Here is a 17,012-nt window from a genome sequence, read left to right on the forward strand (position 1 = left end):
CTCTAGCTTTCTAGAAAAAGATAGATTACAATGGAATAGGACAAATGTCTCAAAAAAAGACAATATAAATGACATTTAGATAAAAAAACCGAAAGAAAAAAGACAGAAATCCTGTACCATTCTTTCGGAAAGCGTTATCATAAAAGGAGAGAGATTCTATGGCAGATTCCTTGCTATGTTTGATTGACAAAATTGAAAAAGAGCCTGAGATATACCGTCTACTGCGTTATTGTCCTTATGCTATCTTGAGAAAAATCCGTGTCAAAACGTATCGACCTTGGGAATTTGAGTTAAAACAAGGCGAGATCTATCCTGATTTTTATATCATTGCGTCAGGAGAGGCAGATATCTTTACCGTTTCTGAACATGGGAAAAAGTATTTTCAAACGACCTACCGCAGTGGTGATGTGATTGGAGAGATGGAGATGTTCCAACAGATTCCCTACATTAGTTACGTTCAAGCTCCGAAAGACATTACGGTTTTGGAAATAGCACGAGATGTGTTTTTAGAATGGATTGCATTAGATCAAGAATTCAATCGAATCTTTATTCAAAAGTTGTGTGAGACCTCTTACCAAATGTTTACCCGCATGGGAAACAATAATTTATACAGTTTGAAACAACGGATTGGGCAGTACTTGCTGGAACAACATCTTTTGCACCAAGGTGGTGAATTGGAACTTCACTCAGATGACTTGGCTCAAAAAATGGCTGTTACCAGACGGAGTGTCAATCGTATTTTTAAAGAATTCAAAGAAGCTGGTTTACTAGCTTTGTCTAGGGGGAGAGTCCAAGTTTTGAATGAGGAGGGATTGCGTCGTTTGGCAAATGAAAAGGAGAAAACATGAGCTTACAACCCCATATTCGTATTAGCGAAACAGAGAGTGCCCGCTATGCCATTTTACCTGGGGATCCCATGCGGGTGGAGAGAGTGGCAGCTTATCTAGACCAAGTAGAGAACTTGGCTTTTAATCGGGAACACAAAAGCGTTCGTGGACTTTATAAGGGCATTCCTATATTGGTGGTTTCAACTGGAATGGGTGGCGCTTCAGCAGGTATTGCCATTGAAGAATTGCACCGAATCGGAGTAAAAAATATGATTCGCATCGGCTCTTGTGGTGCCCTTCAACCGGGAATTGAGTTAGGGGATTTGATTCTCTTAAATGGAGCTGTTCGAGATGAGGGGACTTCAAAGGCTTATATTGATGCCATTTTCCCTGCTGTTCCGGATACGGAATTGTTAATGGCGACTCTTGCTGCTGCTAAGGATTTGGACGTTTCCTACCATATTGGCATTGGGCGGAGTCACGATAGTTTTTACACGGACCAAGAAGAAGATATTGACCGCTATTGGTCTCAAAAAGGCGTCCTAGGTTCGGATATGGAAACTGCAGCGCTTTTTACCATCGGACAATTACGGGGCATTAAAACAGCCTCCATCTTAAATACGGTTGCCTTATATGAGGGGCAATTGGCGGAGGATATCAATGGATACGTTGATTTAGAAAGCCGAGTTGCTCTTGGTGAAAAGCATGAAATCCTCACGGCTTTAGAAGCGATTTATCGAATGGAAACAAAGGAGAAGAAAAATGAAATGGAAAAATAATAATCCCTGGAGTCTGAAGCTAAATACGGCAGCTCTGGTCTTGATTCCAGCTGGTGTTGGGATTAACTACATCGGAAAATTGTTTGCGGGCGTATTAAAGTTGCCCTTGTGGCTCGATTCCATCGGAACGTGTTTGGCTGCCTGTTTGGCAGGTCCTATTGTTGGTGCCATTGTTGGGATCATGAACAATATTATTTATGGCCTAACCGTTGATCCTGTTTCAACAGTCTATGCTCTAACCAATGCCGCTTTGGGCATTACGGTTGGCCTCATGGCTTATTACGGTATGATGCGAAAAGTCACTGGGGCGATTGTGACAGGAATTGCGGCAGGATTTGCGGCGGTCATCGTCTCAACTCCTCTCAATATGATTTTCTGGGGTGGTACAACCGGAAACTTATGGGGCGATTTGCTTTATGCTTGGTTGGTATCCCATGATTTTCCAGTCTGGTTTGCCTCTTTTATGGATGAGGTTGTAGTTGATATTCCTGATAAGTTAGTCGTTATTCTGTTGGTGCTCAGCTTGTACAAGAGCCTTCCAAAGAGCCTCTTGTCACTCTATCAAAGCAATACGGCCATTGAAAGTTTGGATTAAAAGGAGAACAGTATGAAAAGTATGAGTTTATACGAGGACAAGCAGTCCTTCTTAAACAGCCTCTCGCCGATTACCAAGATGGTCTATGTAGTGGCTGTTATCCTGATGCCTATTCTAGCCAATGAATTGTGGCTCTATGCAGCAACGATTGGATTGAGTGCAGTTCTTTTAGCTCACTCAAAAGTCTTGCAAAAGACCCTTCCAATTCTAAGTGTTTCCTCCTTTGTTATTTTGACAGTAGCTATCATCCAGGGGCTCTTTCGACAAGGGAATGCCACTCCTATTTTGGCCTTAGGCCCTGTGGTGTTTTACAAGGAAGGCCTCCTATTTGCCCTTGGGATTGCGCTTAATATTGTTAACATCATCTTGGCCTTCTGCGTCTTGATTTTAACTACTAAGTCTTCTGATATGATTGAAGATTTGGTCCGCAAAGGTTTCTCACCTCGCATGGGCTATGTCTTTATTTCACTCTTTCAATTGATTCCACAAATGACCAGTCGGATGGCCACCATTACGGATGCCCAACGCAGTCGTGGTATGGAAACAGAAGGTTCCTTGATGACACGTATAAAAGCCTTTCTTCCCTTGATTTCCCCGGTTATCATGGGGGCCTTTATCGATACCAAAGAACGGGCCATTGCACTAGAAGTGCGTGGTTTTAATGCGAAAAATAAAAAGACCTTTATCAATCCACCAGTCCGCTCAAAACAGGATGGTTGGATCAAAGTCCTTTGTCTAGTCGGAATGGTTGCGGCACTCGTATGGAGGTTTATTTAATGGCACGTATCAAAATTGACAATTTAAAATACAAATACCCCTTTGCTGAAACATTGGCTCTGGATGGTATTTCTTGTGAGATTGTACCTGGTGAATTTATCGGTGTTATTGGAAAAAATGGTGCTGGGAAAAGTACCTTTTGCCAGGCCTTGACCGGTCTTGTTCCCAATTTCTATCGTGGAGCCTATGGTGGAAAAGTCTTAATCGATGAGACGGAAGTCAAAACGGTTGAGGTAGATGACTTGTGCCAAAAAGTCGGAAGTGTCTTCCAAAATCCCTTTAATCAGGTTACCGGTTCCAAATCGACAGTCTATGAAGAAATTGCCTTCGGATTGGAAAACTTTGGAGTTCCTTATGACGAAATGAAGGAACGAATTGAAGAGAGCTTGTCTCTTCTTGGCATCTTAGAATACAAGGACAGAGCTCCTTTTGATTTGTCAGGTGGGCAGATGCAGAGGATGGCCATTGCCAGCATCATTGCCATGAAACCGGAAGTCATCGTCTTAGATGAGCCGACATCCCAACTAGATCCTCAGGGAAGTGAAGCGGTCTTCCAAGCCATCCAAACCTTGAGTGAGCAAGGGATTACGGTTATCATGGTCGAGCACAAGATTGAAAAAATCGCAGCTTATAGCGATCGGGTTATGCTATTGGATGAAGGAAAATTGATTGCTATGGATACACCACAGAAGATTTTCTCTCGTTCAGATTTGGCAGACTACGGTGTAGTGGCTCCGACCTTTACCCAAATCTGCAAGGCCTTGGATCTGAAATTACCAGGCAGTGATACCTATCCTGTTACGCTTGAAGAAGCGCGTCAGCTTTTGGCCAACCAAGAAGGAGAAAAGAATGAATCAAATTGAGATTAAAAACCTTCATTTTGCCTACCAGAAGGACAATCCGATTTTAAAAGGCATCGATCTTGTCCTTGATGAACAATCAACAGCCATTATCGGACAAAATGGTGCTGGAAAAACGACCTTTGTCAAATTGTTAAAAGGCTTGCTTCGTCCAGACCAAGGAGAGATTCTCTTGAATGAGCAGTCCTTAAGCCAACAAACGGTTGCCCAAATCGCAAAATCCATTGGTTTGATTTTCCAGAATCCTGATGACCAGATTTTCAAACATACTGTTTTGGATGAGGTCATGTTTGGTCCCTTGCAAATGGGATTGAATAAGGAAGCAGCTCAGGCAGCTGCTCGCAAAGCTCTGGCTATGTTGGATTTGAAGGATTTAGAAGCAACCAATCCTTACGACTTAGGTCTATCAGACCGCAAGATGGTCTCAATTGCGGCAATCGTTGCCATGGATACACAAGTCGTCATTTTTGATGAACCGACCATTGCCCAAGATGACGCAGGTAAGGAAAAAATTCGCCAGGTCATTCAGGAATTGCGACGTCAGGGAAAAATTGTCATCTCAATCCTGCATGATATGGACTTTGTGGCAGAAACCTTTGAGAGAGCCATTGTTTTTGCAAAAGGAGAGGTTCTCTTAGACGGACCTGTTAAAGAAGTCTTTGCCCAAAAAGCGGCTCTTGAAACAGCTTACCTGGCACAACCAACCACGACCCAGCTCTGTCAAGCTCTGGGATATGACCAAGTTTTTTCAACACCAGAAGAATTTATCGCCTTCAAGAAAGGTTTATAAAAAAGCTAGTAACAACTAGCTTTTTTTGTCATGTTAACAATCGCAGGAGACAGCACAGCAAGAGAGGTCGTCAAGGTACATCTGATTTTGCTTGAAAAAGTCCAGTTCTTCTGGGTCTAATTCCCAGTTTTCCCGCTCAGCAATGTGGGCAATGATGGGGGCAAAACGTTGCCGGAATTTGTAGATATAGCAGAAGATGACCTCTTTTTGGCGGACGCTTGGCCCAATTAGAAAGACATTGTCAGCAGTAGTAGATTCATCGTCTTCGGTGACTTGTGGAATCCCATCTTGCCACTCAAAGAGCTCTTTTCCGCCAATCAGGGCAGCACATGATCGGAAACCAGTTGTGAGAATGGGTTTATGGGAAGAGGTTGCAGTTGTTCCATCAGAAAAGGTCACGATATAGTTGCCGTCAACTTGTTGGATACGCAGGGCTTTTTTGCCCTCTTCAATACTCACTTTAAAGTTGGGTTTTTTAGTGATGTGCTCAACCCGCTCTTGGGTAATAGGAGATAGGGAAATACTTGGATCGGGTGCTGTTTCACTTTTACCAAAACGTGATGTATAGAGCTGAACAGGATTTCCCATATAAGCTAAATTGGTCAGGGCATCGCAGGCACTTTCATTGCCACCGATAATGAGAAATGGATCGTCTGACTTAGCAGAGACATGGAAACTGTCAATCTCTCCATAATGCATGGCCAGTTCTGCCCCTTCGATGTCTGCATGCCAAGGATTTTGGAATTCGCCAGTGGCCATAATGAGATAGGTCGCTTGAAACTCACCCTTGTCAGTGTTCAGAATGTAGGATTGGTTCTCTTTTTCAATGCTCAAAACAGTCGTGTTTTTCCGAATCGGTAAATCATAGGTTTTAGCGACAAGGTGCAGGTATTCAGCGTATTCTTGACCAGATAGGTGTTCTTTTGAAAAGGTAAAGGCAGGCGATGTGTCGGGAATCACCGCATTGATGTCTGGAAATCCAAAACCATTGGTGGTAAAAGAAGGGGTGATAAAGCGGGTGGTTTTCGGCCACTTCAAAAAGCTATCGCCGATTTCCCCTTTTTCGATGATGAGGAAATCTTCAATCCCAAATCGGCGAAGGGCAGATCCAAAGCCAATGCCAGCGGCTCCCGCTCCAATGATGATAATCTTGTGCTGTTCCATTTTTTTCTCCTTGACAAATCAAATATAGTAGGTTAAAATGATTAACCAGTTAATAAAATAGAGTGTAACACGACAAACTGAATTTGTAAAGGAAAAACTGAATGTTTCAATTGATTTGTATATTGGTCATGTGGCTGATGATTTTTGGGGTTGGCTTTTTCTACATCGGATTTCTGCATCCGTCCTGCCAATCGGCTGTTCTCTTTCGATTCACCCTAGCTCTCATGGTAGCCAGTCTTGTTTGGCTGGGGGGAGGCCACTTTTTAGCCTTTGGTGAAATGCCTCCTTTCTTTTGGGAACTGGAAAAAGTAGCAGGTGAGACTTTGTTGGATTGTTTTTTTCAACTCTGTTTCTTGCTTTATGCGGTAGTCATGCTGATTGGCTCCGTCATTGACCGTATTCCTATCTGGCCCTTAGTTGCCATCGTAGCGGCATGGGTGATGGGAGTCTACATCCCCTTGGCCTATCTGATTTGGAATGAATCTGGTTTCTTGGCTCAATTTGGAGTGCTCGATTTTTCGGGCGGACTGGTGGTCCATCTTTCAGCAGGCCTATCGGCCTTGGTCCTTGCTAAAAAAATAGGGAAAACAGCTTTTTCTCACGACCCGATTCGGACAGAATGGCTTTATCTGGGCATGCTACTGGTAACAGTTGGTTGGTTCGGCTTTAATGCTGGGCCAGTTGGAGAGTGGAATCAGGATAGTATGGTCATTCTGATCAATACGCTGCTGGCGCTGTTAATTGGGGGTATTTCCTGGGGCACGCTGGCCTATCTGATGGAGAAAAAACAAGACCTGTCTGCCTTGTTGAATGGCATGGTTGTCGGTCTGGTGACCAGTACTGCAGGGGTCGGTTTTGTCACACCTCTTCAAATGCTGATTACCGTAGCCTTGACCAGTAGTCTGACCTATCTGGCTTATCGTTGGTGTCAAAAACACTGGTATATTGATGATGTGGTTGATTCTTTTGCCATCAATGGGATTGGTGGTTTCTTGGGTAGTGTGACTATCTTACTCCTTTACCCAGACCATCTTTTGGCCCAGTTAATGGGTATTTTGGTGACAATATTCTTGTCTCTGCTAGGTACAGGTCTCTTTGCGCAGCTTTTTTTCACAAAGAAAAAGCAGTGAAAACGTATTATTTCAAAGAATAAGGGCTTATCCTATCTATTTCATCTCATTGTGTTATAATGGTTAAGTTGTAGAAACAACAAAAAAATAAGCGTGATAAGACAGCTTCGCACTGTCTTCTTAGAAAAGAGAACCATTTGAAATTTACAGAATTTAATTTATCAGAAGATATCCTTGCAGCAGTTGTAACTGCTGGATTTGAAACGCCATCGCCGATTCAGGAAATGACAATTCCCTTGGCCTTGGAAGGCAAGGATGTGATTGGACAAGCCCAGACAGGGACTGGAAAAACGGCTGCCTTTGGATTGCCAACACTTGAAAAAATTAATACGGATAACAATGTTGTCCAAGCTTTGGTCGTTGCACCAACCCGTGAATTGGCGGTACAAAGCCAAGAAGAATTGTTCCGTTTTGGACGGGACAAAGGCGTAAAAGTTCGCTCAGTTTATGGCGGATCAAGCATTGAAAAACAAATCAAAGCCCTTCGTTCTGGTGCCCACATTGTAGTTGGAACACCGGGTCGTTTGTTGGACTTAATCAAACGCAAGGCGCTTCGCTTAGAACAAGTCGAAACCCTTATCCTCGATGAAGCAGATGAAATGCTCAACATGGGCTTCCTTGAAGACATCGAAGCCATCATTAGCCGCGTTCCAGAAGAACGCCAAACCTTGCTCTTTTCAGCAACCATGCCTGATCCAATCAAACAAATTGGTGTCAAGTTTATGAAAGAGCCAGAACACGTGAAAATCAAAGCAACGGAATTGACAAACGTCAATGTCGAACAGTTTTATATCCGTGTGAAAGAAAATGAAAAATTTGATACCATGACCCGTCTCATGGACGTGGACCAACCAGAATTGTCAATCGTTTTTGGTCGGACCAAACGCCGTGTGGATGAGTTGACGCGTGGTTTGAAACTGCGTGGTTTCCGTGCCGAAGGAATCCATGGTGACTTGGACCAAAACAAACGTCTTCGTGTCATTCGTGATTTTAAAAATGACCATATCGATATCTTGGTCGCAACAGATGTAGCAGCGCGTGGATTGGATATTTCAGGTGTCACCCACGTCTACAACTACGATATCCCACAAGATCCAGAAAGCTATGTTCACCGTATCGGTCGGACCGGTCGTGCTGGTAAATCAGGTCAATCCATTACCTTTGTCTCACCAAACGAGATGGGCTACCTTTCAATTATTGAAAACTTGACCAAGAAACGCATGACAGGTATGAAGCCAGCAACTGCCCAAGAAGCTTTTGAAGCCAAGAAAAAAATCGCTTTGAAACGCATTGAACGTGACTTTGCAGATGAAGAACTGCGAGCTCGTTTTGATAAGTTCAAGGCTGACGCTGTGAAATTGGCAGCAGAATTTACCCCAGAAGAATTGGCACTCTATATTTTGAGTTTAACCGTTCAAGATCCAGAAAACTTGCCAGAAGTTGAAATTGCTCGTGAGAAACCATTGCCGTTCAAGCCAACTGGAAATGGTTTTGGAGGCAAAGGAAAAGGTGGACGTGGCCGCAATGACCGCAATCGCCGTGATGGAGATCGTGACCGCCGTGGTGGTTACCGTGGAGATCGTCGTGGAGACCGCAGAGGCGATCGCCGTAGAGATGACCGCGAAGACCGCAAGCGTGACTTTAAACGCCGTGACGATAAATTCAAAAAAGACAACCGCCGTCAGGAAAACAAAAAACCACACAAAAATACTTCCAGCGAGAAGAAAACAGGTTTTGTCATCCGTAACAAGGGCGAAAGATAAACATGCAAACAAGCACCTCTTGACCGAGGTGCTTGTTTTTGTTATCCTAAGAAAAACAAAAAAGGAGAAAACCATGATAAGGTATAGCCAAAACAGTTCTTTTTCCTTTGAAGAAATCTTGGACTTGTATGCCAGTGTCGAATGGACCAATTATACCAATTCTGCGACCATGTTGAGACACAGTTTGGAAAATAGCCTCTTTGTACTATCCGTCTATGATCAATCAGAATTAGTTGGCCTGATTCGTCTAGTGGGAGATGGCCACTCCATTGTCTTTGTACAAGACATCTTGGTCAAACCCACTTACCAAAGAAGAGGGATTGGAACTCAGTTGATGAAACGAGCCCTAGTCCACTTTCCAAAGGTTTATCAGTTGCACCTACTAACCGACCAGTCCGAAAAAACAGCTTCCTTTTATGAATCAATGGGATTCAAAGCAGTTGAAGAGGTGGCTTGTAGAGCCTTTACCCTGGTTAAGAGAGAGGAAAAGACAGATTTAACTTGACAGGGGAAATAGAAGTAGTATACTATATGTGGATTCACCCCTAACAGGATAATGTTTTGTTATCGCGTGGCTATGACCAATCAAGTGTGCATGTCATTTTACAGTTTTGGAGGAAAAGAGATGGAAGATACCTTATTTCGTCACGAAGCTATTGGTTTGTTAAGAAATCTAAAAGATGCCTTTGTCAAGCAGTATCAAGATAATGCTGACAATCGTCGTTTTTACCAAGGATTAGAAGATACACTTTCGGATATTGTAAAAAAGGAAAAAGTTGACAATACCTTTTTGATTTCCCTTGAAAAATTCCATAAGAGAACCTGTGTTCTCTGTGGCCTGTCCCATTTTAGATTTCAGGGGGATGCTGAGAAGGCCTGGAGAGCCTTTGACGCTTTTTATTATGAACAGATCCAAGGACAACTTCGTTTGTACGGAGTGTCTGGTTGGGCTTAAAAAATAAGAACGCTTGATTGCAAAACACACCGCCTACGAGGCGGTCTTTTGTTTTATTTATGCAAAAAATAGAGTTGTTTTTTGAATTTAAATACATAAACTGGTTATCTTTCTTTACTTATTTCATCCTAGAAAAATCTAGGATTATAAAGAGAAACGTTTTCATTTCGAGGGATTGAAGAAAAAATATTTTTGGGAAAAAATTCATAAATAATTAGGATTGTCAATTTAAAAATGCAATCTTAAAAATGTGTAAAATGCTTATATTTTTATTTTTGCATTTTATATACCTAAAAATAATATGGGCAGATATAAGGAAAAATTTCTTGTTTTTACATATAATTTGAACGAAAACAAATAAAAGTGCAAACAAATAAAAGTTTTTTAAATATTTCTAAAAATGTATATAGAACTATGCATGCTATAAAAGGTGCTCCTTAAAAAACTTTGATTTTTAAAATTAGGTTGTGATTTTCCTTGACAGAGCAAGGAAAATACAGTAGTATATACTCGCTTGAAGGCCTAACTAGCATTATTCTTAGTTTTGTTTTAAAATTTTACTTAAATAAGCATACTTAGAATATTTATGTATTTTTTATGAAAGGAGGAAATATGTCTAAAATAAAACATCTATCATCATTGGTGCTTTTATTATTATTTCTTGTCAGTTTAATATTAGGAAATGTAGGGACTGTGTTTGCAGAAGGCCCTCCTAGTTTTGCTCAGAATAAACAAATTGATTATCTTGGAGATGGTGTAGATAATCCTGATACGGATGTCGATACTAATGGAACTGATACAAAAGATTTGTATCGATTGTATTTAGATATGACAGGAACCCAGGAACCTTTTGATACATTGATAGTGGTGGATAGATCGACCAGTATGAATAAAGTGATGAGTAGAACAGACACAAGAAACCGTTCGCAGGCAGTTTTCAATACTCTTTCTGGTACAAATGGGTTATTATCTAAATTGGCAGAAATTCATCCGGATAATCAGTTTGCCATAATTGATTTGAAGGGATATTCGATTCGTAACAATCCAAGAGATGCTGCTCCAGATTCTACAATCATTCAAGACTGGGGAAGAAATACCTATATTTCTTACAATTCGGTTAGATATGAAAATGACAACGGTACTAACTATTCTGCGGCCTTTGTAAGGGCAAAGGAGATGCTTGAAGCAAATAGAAGCGGACATAAGAAAATTATCATTTTTATTTCCGATGGCACTCCAACGTATTACTATGATAGAAGTAACATTGCATATGTCAAAACTTCTTCCACTCTTTTTGAGTCCTGGAATGCTGTTCCTGTTAGTAATTTTAAATCCAACGGAAATTTTTATCGGCTAGGGGACGGGACCTTAGAAACCGGTTATATTTATAATCCGAATAGTAATACTTATAACAGTCATTCAAATGGGGATGTTTCTAGAGAAGGAACAAATGCCTTATTTGATACTTATTTTAAAAATTATTTCGTCACCAATGATATTCCGATGTATACCATTGGATTATCAGAAGAGTTTGCAACTGCTGGTGAAACATATGGTATACAAAATTTAAAATACTTGTCTAGTGCTACGGATGGAAAGTATTTTCCTGCAAAGGATACTGCGAATCTTGAGCAGACGCTGCAAGAAATTGTGAATGCGACAAAGCTATCTTTGGTTTCAATAAATGATGAATTGAGTCAGTATGTGGATTATTACCAAGAAAAGCCAGATGTAAAGGTGACTAGAACCAATCGCAAAACGCAAGCAATCGAGACTCTCTATGAAAATGGAGGCGTAACACAAGTAGGTGCTAATGTCATTGAGTCTGTTACGCATACACCGATTAACAGGGCAGATTCGACTGGAAAGGTCGATTTGAACTTTAAACCGGGTGTTTACATTGATGATCAGTATACGTATACCTTGTCGTACAATATAAAAGTTAACCAGACAGCCTATACACAGTATGCAAATGCTAGGAATCAGTATGATGCAACAGGTGATGCCAATACAGATTTCGCAGATAATAGAACTAGTTCGAATCAACTAGGTTTTCGTTCGAATAAAGAAGCCTCGCTTTCTTACACACGAAAAGGGGTTACTAATTCGAGTTATTACCCTCACCCAGTTGTTCAGGTTCATGAAACAACGGTACCGATTCGAAAAATTGATTTGCGGCATCAAACACCATTAGCTGAAGTTGGTTTTGAATTGCGTAAGCAGGATGGGACAGTAGTGTCATCAGGAAAAACCAATGTAGATGGTCAACTGGTTTTGGAACATTTGGTAAAAGGGCAGTCATACGAATTGCATGAGGTAAGTAGCCTCGAAGATTATATCGCACCAGCAGCACCATGGCGAGTGACTATTGAAGAAACTGGAGTCATTCGACTTTATGATCAAAATGGAACAGAAATTCTTCGACCAGATGCTACTGGAGCATTTACAGTGACTAATGAGAAAAAATTAGAGTTACCACTTGTAAAAGTAGATGCAAACAATCGTCTTGCTCGATTATCTGGTGTACAGTTTGAACTGCGCCATCAAGACAATAGTGTCATGGCTACTGGAACAACAAAGGATGGACTGTTAACATTTAAAGGTCTACTCCGGAATCAAACCTATTATTTGTATGAAACCCAAGCTTTACCAGGTTATACTTTGCCGGAGAGACCTTGGACGATTACAGTTGCTAACGATTGGACAATCACGATTACGGACCAAGTAGGTCAGCAGGTTACCCTTTCTCAATTAGGGGATACAGAGGCATTTGAGTTAGTAAACCACCATACTTATCAACTTCCTGCTACAGGTGGAACTGGCTCATATCCGTTTATTTTTATCGGCTCAACGATTTTTTCTACAGTAGCACTGCTGTATTTTAGAAGAAAAAATCATTATTTTTAATATTTATTTTGGAGGAAAAATGAAAAAGATTTTTGCCCTTTTAACAGTTATTGCAACTGTTTTTGGATTTTATTCAACGCCAGTCTCGGCTGTTTCATCGGCTGATACTGCTACGTTGACTATTGAAAATGTAACGGGGAATCCAACCGTTACTCTTTATAAAATTGGTGAGGGAGAATACTCAGGTTCATCATTTGTAAAATTTAAGTATGCAGATGGGATCAATAATGGAGGAGACTTGACTCTGACTGAAACGGGGCCAACTTCTCAAGAAATCAATGCGATTGCAGCAAAGTTGATTGCAGGTACACTTAATCCACTTTCAAAAGAAACAATGAATATTGCAGGTACAACTGCTAGTAAAGAAGTTTCAGGTGCGGGTGTATACGTTGCAGTTCTAACTGGTGCAACAGATGGTTCAACCTATAATCCAATTTTATTAGCTGCTTCATATAATGATAAAGGTGTATTTAAAGGTGGGTTAGTTGATGCAACAACCAATTATCTTTATGGTGAAACGTCAGTTGCTAAAAAATCAACTCCAAGTGTTACAAAAGAGATTACAGCTGGTACGGTTAAAGATGAAGATAAAGATACTGTTGGTCTTGGATCTAAAGTTGATTACAGTGTGACAGTTGCTTTACCAAGTTATCCTGCCAATGCATTGAATAAGACAGTATTTGTATCCGATACTATGTCTGAAGGTTTGACATTTGATTTTAATAGTTTAGTTGTAGAGTGGAATGGCGAAAAAATTGCTGTTGATGCAACAAAAACATTCACGAATAAAGCTGGACAAATAATCGGTAAAGCAGTAGAAGTTGGAAATGGCTTTAATATTGCGTTTATCTATGATCAACTAGCATCACAAAATCCAGTTGTAAAATATAGCGGTATTGTGAATGATAAGGCGGTAGTTGGTCAAACTGGTAATACGAACAATGTTCAATATATCTATGCTAATAACCCAAACAAGGGTAAAACATATAATGACCCAAATGAGAAACCAGATCCACAATCTGATGATTCATTAACTAAAAAGGAAGATTCTAAAACAGTTTATACTTATCAATTGTCCTTTAAAAAAGTTGACTCATTAACAAAGAAACCTCTTGCAGGTGCGGTATTTGGTATCTATGAAGATGCTGAAGCCACTAAATTGATTGATACTGTTACGACTAATGCGCAAGGTTATGCGATTTCAACTAAGGTTGGAAAAGGAACATATTACATCAAAGAAATAACTGCTCCTACTGGTTACTCTTTGAATACAGAAATTTTTACTGTAACTGCAAGTTGGGCAACAGCAACAACCACTACTAGCAAAAGTTCAAGCCGTAGCTCATACACTTCAGATCCTTCAAAAGCTGTAAACAATACACAAGTTGGTTGGTTAAAAAACAATGTATTTTATGCTATGAATATTTTTAACGGTGATGAAGAAGGTGTGACGAAAGCTTATCTTGTTGCTACAACTACAACTAGTGATGATACAACTGTAACTACAAATAATGGAGAAGGTTCTGGAACATCTCATTATGGTGATATTAACAATACACCACTTGGTGAATTGCCATCCACTGGTGCGATGGGAACGTATCTCTTTACTTTCCTTGGAGTATTTGGATTAGCAACTGGTTTATTGCTCTTCATTAAAAAGAAAAAAGCTGTTTAATAAGCTCAATAAAAAATAAGAAAGCCGAGCGAGAAAAAACTCTCTCGGTTTACTTATTAGGAGATAGAAGTGAAAAATAAAACATCTATTCTATACATTCTACTGATTATTTTAGGAATTGTGATTCTATTGTATCCAATGGTCAGTAGTAAATGGAATGCTTATAGAGATCGACTATTAATTAATGAATACCATCAATCAATTGATCAGCAATCTGCTAAACAAAAGAAAGCTGCTTGGGACGCTGCAGTTTCCTATAATAAAGAACTTGGGATTCAACCTGTTCCAGATGCATTTTCACTACGTGAAGGGTTGAATGATAAACATTATGAATCATTATTGAATGTCCATTCTGATTCAATGATGGGTTATGTTGAGATTCCTAAAATTAATGTCCAGTTACCTATTTTTCACTACACGACCGATGACGTATTAGCAAAAGGAGCTGGGCATTTATTTGGGAGTGCTTTACCTGTAGGAGGCGAAGGGACACATGCTGTTGTGTCGGCTCATCGCGGATTGCCTAGTGCGGATATGTTTACAAACTTAGATAAGTTAGAAAAGGGAGATACCTTCTATTATAAAGTGTTAGGAGAAACTCTAGCTTATGAGGTGGATCAAATTTTAGTGGTCAAACCCTCGGAAGTAACGTCTTTAACGGGTGTTGAAGGTAAAGATTATTCCACTTTGATTACGTGTACACCTTATGGAATCAATACAGATCGCTTGCTGGTGCGAGGAAAACGAATCCCCTATTCTAAAGAGGTTTATAAAAAAGCCAAAGCCAATCCTGCAGGAGTGAATCAGGTTCATGTGGGAATACAAATCATATTAGCTATTTCGGGTGTTGTCTTATCATTTCTATTGGTGACAATTTTTGGATGGTTAGCAAAGAAGAAACAGGGCTGATATTTTTGATGGAGTAAACAAACCTCAAAATGAAGTTTGTCTTCAATCTGAACACACCGCCTATTTGGCAGTGTGTTCTTTTATATAGTCGAGTTTTTGCTGGCGGGTTTTGCGTTTTTTAAAGAGGGCTTCTGCCCGCAGGGCTTCTTGCTTGCTGTTGAAGGCTTCTTGATAGACAAGGGTAACAGGGAGGCGGTTGCGGGTGTATTTGGCACCTTTTCCAGCGTTATGGGTTTTGATTCTGCGATCCAGATCAGTTGTGTAACCGGTGTAGAGCGTTCCGTCTGCACATTCCAATACATACATATAGGCTGCTTTATCGGACATCCTGGTCTCCTTTTTTACCAAAATAAATCTCATGGATTTCATCTGTGTAGTCGCCATTGGCTTTGTGCACATACAAGGGCGGCAGGATTTTCAGACCGTCTGTCGAGCCATCTTTTATGGCCTCAATCAAGAGCATGTTGGCCTCTTTTCCCTCTTTCGGGTAGACAAACTGAATCCGTTTTGGAGCTAGATTGTATTGAAGCAAGGTATCCAGAATATCCAAGAACCGATCAGGCCGGTGGACCATGGCCAAACGGCCATTGGACTTGAGAGCGTGCCGGGCGACAGAGCAGATTTCTTCCAGATTGGTGGTGATTTCATGGCGGGCCAAGAGGTAATGCTCCGATAGGTTTTTATTGGAGGTTTCGCTGGCCTTGAAATAGGGCGGGTTGCACAGGATCAAATCAACCTGTGAGCGGGGAACATGGGCCAGCAAGTTTTTTAAGTCATCGTGGACCATGCGGACTTGCTCTTCTAAGGCATTTAAGGCAATCGATCGTTTCCCCATATTTGCCAAGCGTTCCTGCAACTCGACCAAGACGATGTGGGCCTTGGTGCGGGTGCTGGCAAAGAGTCCGACAGCTCCGTTTCCAGAACACAAATCAACAATCAGGCCTTTTTTAGGAATGCTGGGAAAACGTGAGAGAAGCACACTGTCAATTGAGTAACTAAAGACATCCTTGTTTTGGATGATTTTCACATCTGTTGAAAAGAGCTGGTCAATCCGCTCTCCTTCTTTTAAATCTCTTTCATTCATGCTATAATTATACCATAAATGTTCGAAGGAGATTTTATGTTTTACGCTTACTTACGTGGCCTGGTCATGTTTCTTTTATGGATTGTAAATGGCAATGCCCACTTTCATAATGAGGACAAAATCTTAGATAAGAATGAGAATTACATCTTGGTTGCCCCACATCGAACTTTTTGGGATCCAGTCTATATGGCCTATGCTGCCAGACCAAAACAGTTTATTTTTATGGCCAAAAAAGAATTGTTTACAAACCGCTTGTTTGCATGGTGGATTCGGATGTGTGGAGCCTTTCCGATTGACCGTGAAAATCCAGGCACAGAGGCTCTGAAGTACCCAATCAATAAGCTGAAAAAAAGTGACCGTTCCTTGGTCATGTTTCCAAGTGGGAGTCGTCACGCAACAGGTGTCAAAGGCGGAGTTGCTGTGATTGCTAAAATGGCAAAGGTTAAAATCATGCCTTCCAGTTATGTTGGACCGATGACGCTTTCAGGCTTGTTTGCTGGGGAGAGGGTCGATATGAACTTTGGTAATCCAATTGATGTATCCGATATTAAGAAAATGAACGACGAAGGAATTGAAGAAGTTGCTAGGCGTATTCAAGCAGAATTTGACCGTTTGGATGCAGAATCCCGTTCTCTTTCAAATGGAAAACGAGTTAATCCTCTCTCCTATTTGGTGCGGATACCAGCTGCCTTCCTAGCAATTTTCGTCTTACTTTTAACACTTCTCTTTACATTAGTGGCGAGTTTTGTCTGGAATCCAGAAAAAAATAACAAATAAATCAAAGCCAAATACTTGGC

17 protein-coding genes are annotated in these 17,012 nt (G+C 40.8%); 14 read left to right on the forward strand and 3 right to left on the reverse strand.

Annotated features, from left to right (window positions below; genetic code table 11):
- Positions 1 to 158 precede the first annotated feature (158 nt).
- From ACVR1I_RS05645 to ACVR1I_RS05670, 6 genes are read left to right on the forward strand one after another with little or no spacing between them, the layout of a single operon-like run.
- Positions 159 to 848 (forward strand): Crp/Fnr family transcriptional regulator, encoded by a 690-nt coding sequence (locus ACVR1I_RS05645; RefSeq protein WP_447443055.1) that lies wholly within the window; start codon positions 159 to 161, stop codon positions 846 to 848.
- Complete coding sequence (locus ACVR1I_RS05650) at positions 845 to 1,606, forward strand: nucleoside phosphorylase (RefSeq protein WP_447443056.1); 762 nt, start codon at positions 845 to 847, stop codon at positions 1,604 to 1,606. Before ACVR1I_RS05645 ends, ACVR1I_RS05650 begins: the two co-directional genes overlap by 4 nt.
- Complete coding sequence (locus ACVR1I_RS05655) at positions 1,590 to 2,201, forward strand: ECF transporter S component (RefSeq protein ID WP_447443057.1); 612 nt, start codon at positions 1,590 to 1,592, stop codon at positions 2,199 to 2,201. Before ACVR1I_RS05650 ends, ACVR1I_RS05655 begins: the two co-directional genes overlap by 17 nt.
- A 12-nt stretch (positions 2,202 to 2,213) precedes the next feature.
- Complete coding sequence (locus tag ACVR1I_RS05660) at positions 2,214 to 2,978, forward strand: energy-coupling factor transporter transmembrane component T family protein (RefSeq protein ID WP_447443058.1); 765 nt, start codon at positions 2,214 to 2,216, stop codon at positions 2,976 to 2,978.
- Positions 2,978 to 3,841, forward strand: coding sequence for an energy-coupling factor ABC transporter ATP-binding protein (locus ACVR1I_RS05665; RefSeq protein ID WP_447443059.1), 864 nt, complete (start codon positions 2,978 to 2,980; stop codon positions 3,839 to 3,841). The genes ACVR1I_RS05660 and ACVR1I_RS05665 overlap by 1 nt, the downstream gene beginning before the upstream one ends.
- Positions 3,828 to 4,628, forward strand: coding sequence for an energy-coupling factor ABC transporter ATP-binding protein (locus tag ACVR1I_RS05670; RefSeq protein ID WP_447443060.1), 801 nt, complete (start codon positions 3,828 to 3,830; stop codon positions 4,626 to 4,628). The genes ACVR1I_RS05665 and ACVR1I_RS05670 overlap by 14 nt, the downstream gene beginning before the upstream one ends.
- 33 nt (positions 4,629 to 4,661) lie before the next feature.
- On the opposite strand, the gene ACVR1I_RS05675 is transcribed toward ACVR1I_RS05670, so the two are convergent.
- Positions 4,662 to 5,792 (reverse strand): NAD(P)/FAD-dependent oxidoreductase, encoded by a 1,131-nt coding sequence (locus ACVR1I_RS05675; RefSeq protein ID WP_447443061.1) that lies wholly within the window; start codon positions 5,790 to 5,792, stop codon positions 4,662 to 4,664.
- Between the two features lie 101 nt (positions 5,793 to 5,893).
- Between ACVR1I_RS05675 and ACVR1I_RS05680 the strand changes: the two genes are divergently transcribed.
- From ACVR1I_RS05680 to ACVR1I_RS05710, 7 genes are all read left to right on the forward strand, one after another.
- Entirely contained in the window at positions 5,894 to 6,922 is a 1,029-nt protein-coding gene (locus ACVR1I_RS05680; RefSeq protein WP_447443062.1) for an ammonium transporter, read from the forward strand.
- Between the two features lie 137 nt (positions 6,923 to 7,059).
- Entirely contained in the window at positions 7,060 to 8,685 is a 1,626-nt protein-coding gene (gene cshA, locus ACVR1I_RS05685; RefSeq protein ID WP_447443063.1) for a degradosome RNA helicase CshA, read from the forward strand.
- A gap of 73 nt (positions 8,686 to 8,758) precedes the next feature.
- On the forward strand, positions 8,759 to 9,190 hold the full coding sequence (locus tag ACVR1I_RS05690) for a GNAT family N-acetyltransferase (RefSeq protein ID WP_447443064.1): 432 nt from the start codon (positions 8,759 to 8,761) through the stop codon (positions 9,188 to 9,190).
- A gap of 120 nt (positions 9,191 to 9,310) precedes the next feature.
- The gene (locus tag ACVR1I_RS05695) at positions 9,311 to 9,640 is read left to right on the forward strand and encodes a hypothetical protein (protein WP_447443065.1); all 330 of its coding nucleotides are present in this window, start codon (positions 9,311 to 9,313) and stop codon (positions 9,638 to 9,640) included.
- Positions 9,641 to 10,252: 612 nt separating this feature from the next.
- Positions 10,253 to 12,547: a VWA domain-containing protein gene (locus ACVR1I_RS05700; RefSeq protein ID WP_447443066.1), complete on the forward strand. Its 2,295-nt coding sequence runs from the start codon at positions 10,253 to 10,255 to the stop codon at positions 12,545 to 12,547.
- 19 nt (positions 12,548 to 12,566) lie between these two features.
- The gene (locus ACVR1I_RS05705) at positions 12,567 to 14,222 is read left to right on the forward strand and encodes a SpaA isopeptide-forming pilin-related protein (protein ID WP_447443067.1); all 1,656 of its coding nucleotides are present in this window, start codon (positions 12,567 to 12,569) and stop codon (positions 14,220 to 14,222) included.
- A 69-nt stretch (positions 14,223 to 14,291) separates the two neighbouring features.
- On the forward strand, positions 14,292 to 15,131 hold the full coding sequence (locus tag ACVR1I_RS05710) for a class C sortase (protein WP_447443068.1): 840 nt from the start codon (positions 14,292 to 14,294) through the stop codon (positions 15,129 to 15,131).
- A 60-nt stretch (positions 15,132 to 15,191) separates the two neighbouring features.
- Here ACVR1I_RS05710 and ACVR1I_RS05715 read toward each other — a convergent pair whose 3' ends face one another.
- Positions 15,192 to 15,458 (reverse strand): GIY-YIG nuclease family protein, encoded by a 267-nt coding sequence (locus tag ACVR1I_RS05715; protein ID WP_447443069.1) that lies wholly within the window; start codon positions 15,456 to 15,458, stop codon positions 15,192 to 15,194.
- Positions 15,448 to 16,215 (reverse strand): tRNA1(Val) (adenine(37)-N6)-methyltransferase, encoded by a 768-nt coding sequence (locus tag ACVR1I_RS05720; RefSeq protein WP_447443070.1) that lies wholly within the window; start codon positions 16,213 to 16,215, stop codon positions 15,448 to 15,450. Before ACVR1I_RS05720 ends, ACVR1I_RS05715 begins: the two co-directional genes overlap by 11 nt.
- A gap of 36 nt (positions 16,216 to 16,251) precedes the next feature.
- On the opposite strand from ACVR1I_RS05720, the gene ACVR1I_RS05725 reads away from it, so the two are divergent.
- Positions 16,252 to 16,992, forward strand: coding sequence for a lysophospholipid acyltransferase family protein (locus tag ACVR1I_RS05725; RefSeq protein ID WP_447443071.1), 741 nt, complete (start codon positions 16,252 to 16,254; stop codon positions 16,990 to 16,992).
- The last annotated feature ends 20 nt before the right edge of the window (positions 16,993 to 17,012 follow it).

Source organism: Streptococcus cameli, assembly GCF_053207365.1.

What these genes read in the sequence shown, in the direction of transcription:
- ACVR1I_RS05665 (WP_447443059.1), top strand. Translation starts at nt 2,978, where the DNA reads ATGGCACGTATCAAAATTGACAATTTAAAATACAAATACCCCTTTGCT.
- ACVR1I_RS05655 (WP_447443057.1), top strand. Translation starts at nt 1,590, where the DNA reads ATGAAATGGAAAAATAATAATCCCTGGAGTCTGAAGCTAAATACGGCA.
- ACVR1I_RS05675 (WP_447443061.1), bottom strand. Translation starts at nt 5,792, where the DNA reads ATGGAACAGCACAAGATTATCATCATTGGAGCGGGAGCCGCTGGCATT.
- ACVR1I_RS05670 (WP_447443060.1), top strand. Translation starts at nt 3,828, where the DNA reads ATGAATCAAATTGAGATTAAAAACCTTCATTTTGCCTACCAGAAGGAC.
- ACVR1I_RS05705 (WP_447443067.1), top strand. Translation starts at nt 12,567, where the DNA reads ATGAAAAAGATTTTTGCCCTTTTAACAGTTATTGCAACTGTTTTTGGA.
- ACVR1I_RS05715 (WP_447443069.1), bottom strand. Translation starts at nt 15,458, where the DNA reads ATGTCCGATAAAGCAGCCTATATGTATGTATTGGAATGTGCAGACGGA.
- ACVR1I_RS05680 (WP_447443062.1), top strand. Translation starts at nt 5,894, where the DNA reads ATGTTTCAATTGATTTGTATATTGGTCATGTGGCTGATGATTTTTGGG.
- ACVR1I_RS05660 (WP_447443058.1), top strand. Translation starts at nt 2,214, where the DNA reads ATGAAAAGTATGAGTTTATACGAGGACAAGCAGTCCTTCTTAAACAGC.
- ACVR1I_RS05645 (WP_447443055.1), top strand. Translation starts at nt 159, where the DNA reads ATGGCAGATTCCTTGCTATGTTTGATTGACAAAATTGAAAAAGAGCCT.
- ACVR1I_RS05650 (WP_447443056.1), top strand. Translation starts at nt 845, where the DNA reads ATGAGCTTACAACCCCATATTCGTATTAGCGAAACAGAGAGTGCCCGC.
- ACVR1I_RS05725 (WP_447443071.1), top strand. Translation starts at nt 16,252, where the DNA reads ATGTTTTACGCTTACTTACGTGGCCTGGTCATGTTTCTTTTATGGATT.
- ACVR1I_RS05720 (WP_447443070.1), bottom strand. Translation starts at nt 16,215, where the DNA reads ATGAATGAAAGAGATTTAAAAGAAGGAGAGCGGATTGACCAGCTCTTT.
- ACVR1I_RS05690 (WP_447443064.1), top strand. Translation starts at nt 8,759, where the DNA reads ATGATAAGGTATAGCCAAAACAGTTCTTTTTCCTTTGAAGAAATCTTG.
- ACVR1I_RS05700 (WP_447443066.1), top strand. Translation starts at nt 10,253, where the DNA reads ATGTCTAAAATAAAACATCTATCATCATTGGTGCTTTTATTATTATTT.
- ACVR1I_RS05695 (WP_447443065.1), top strand. Translation starts at nt 9,311, where the DNA reads ATGGAAGATACCTTATTTCGTCACGAAGCTATTGGTTTGTTAAGAAAT.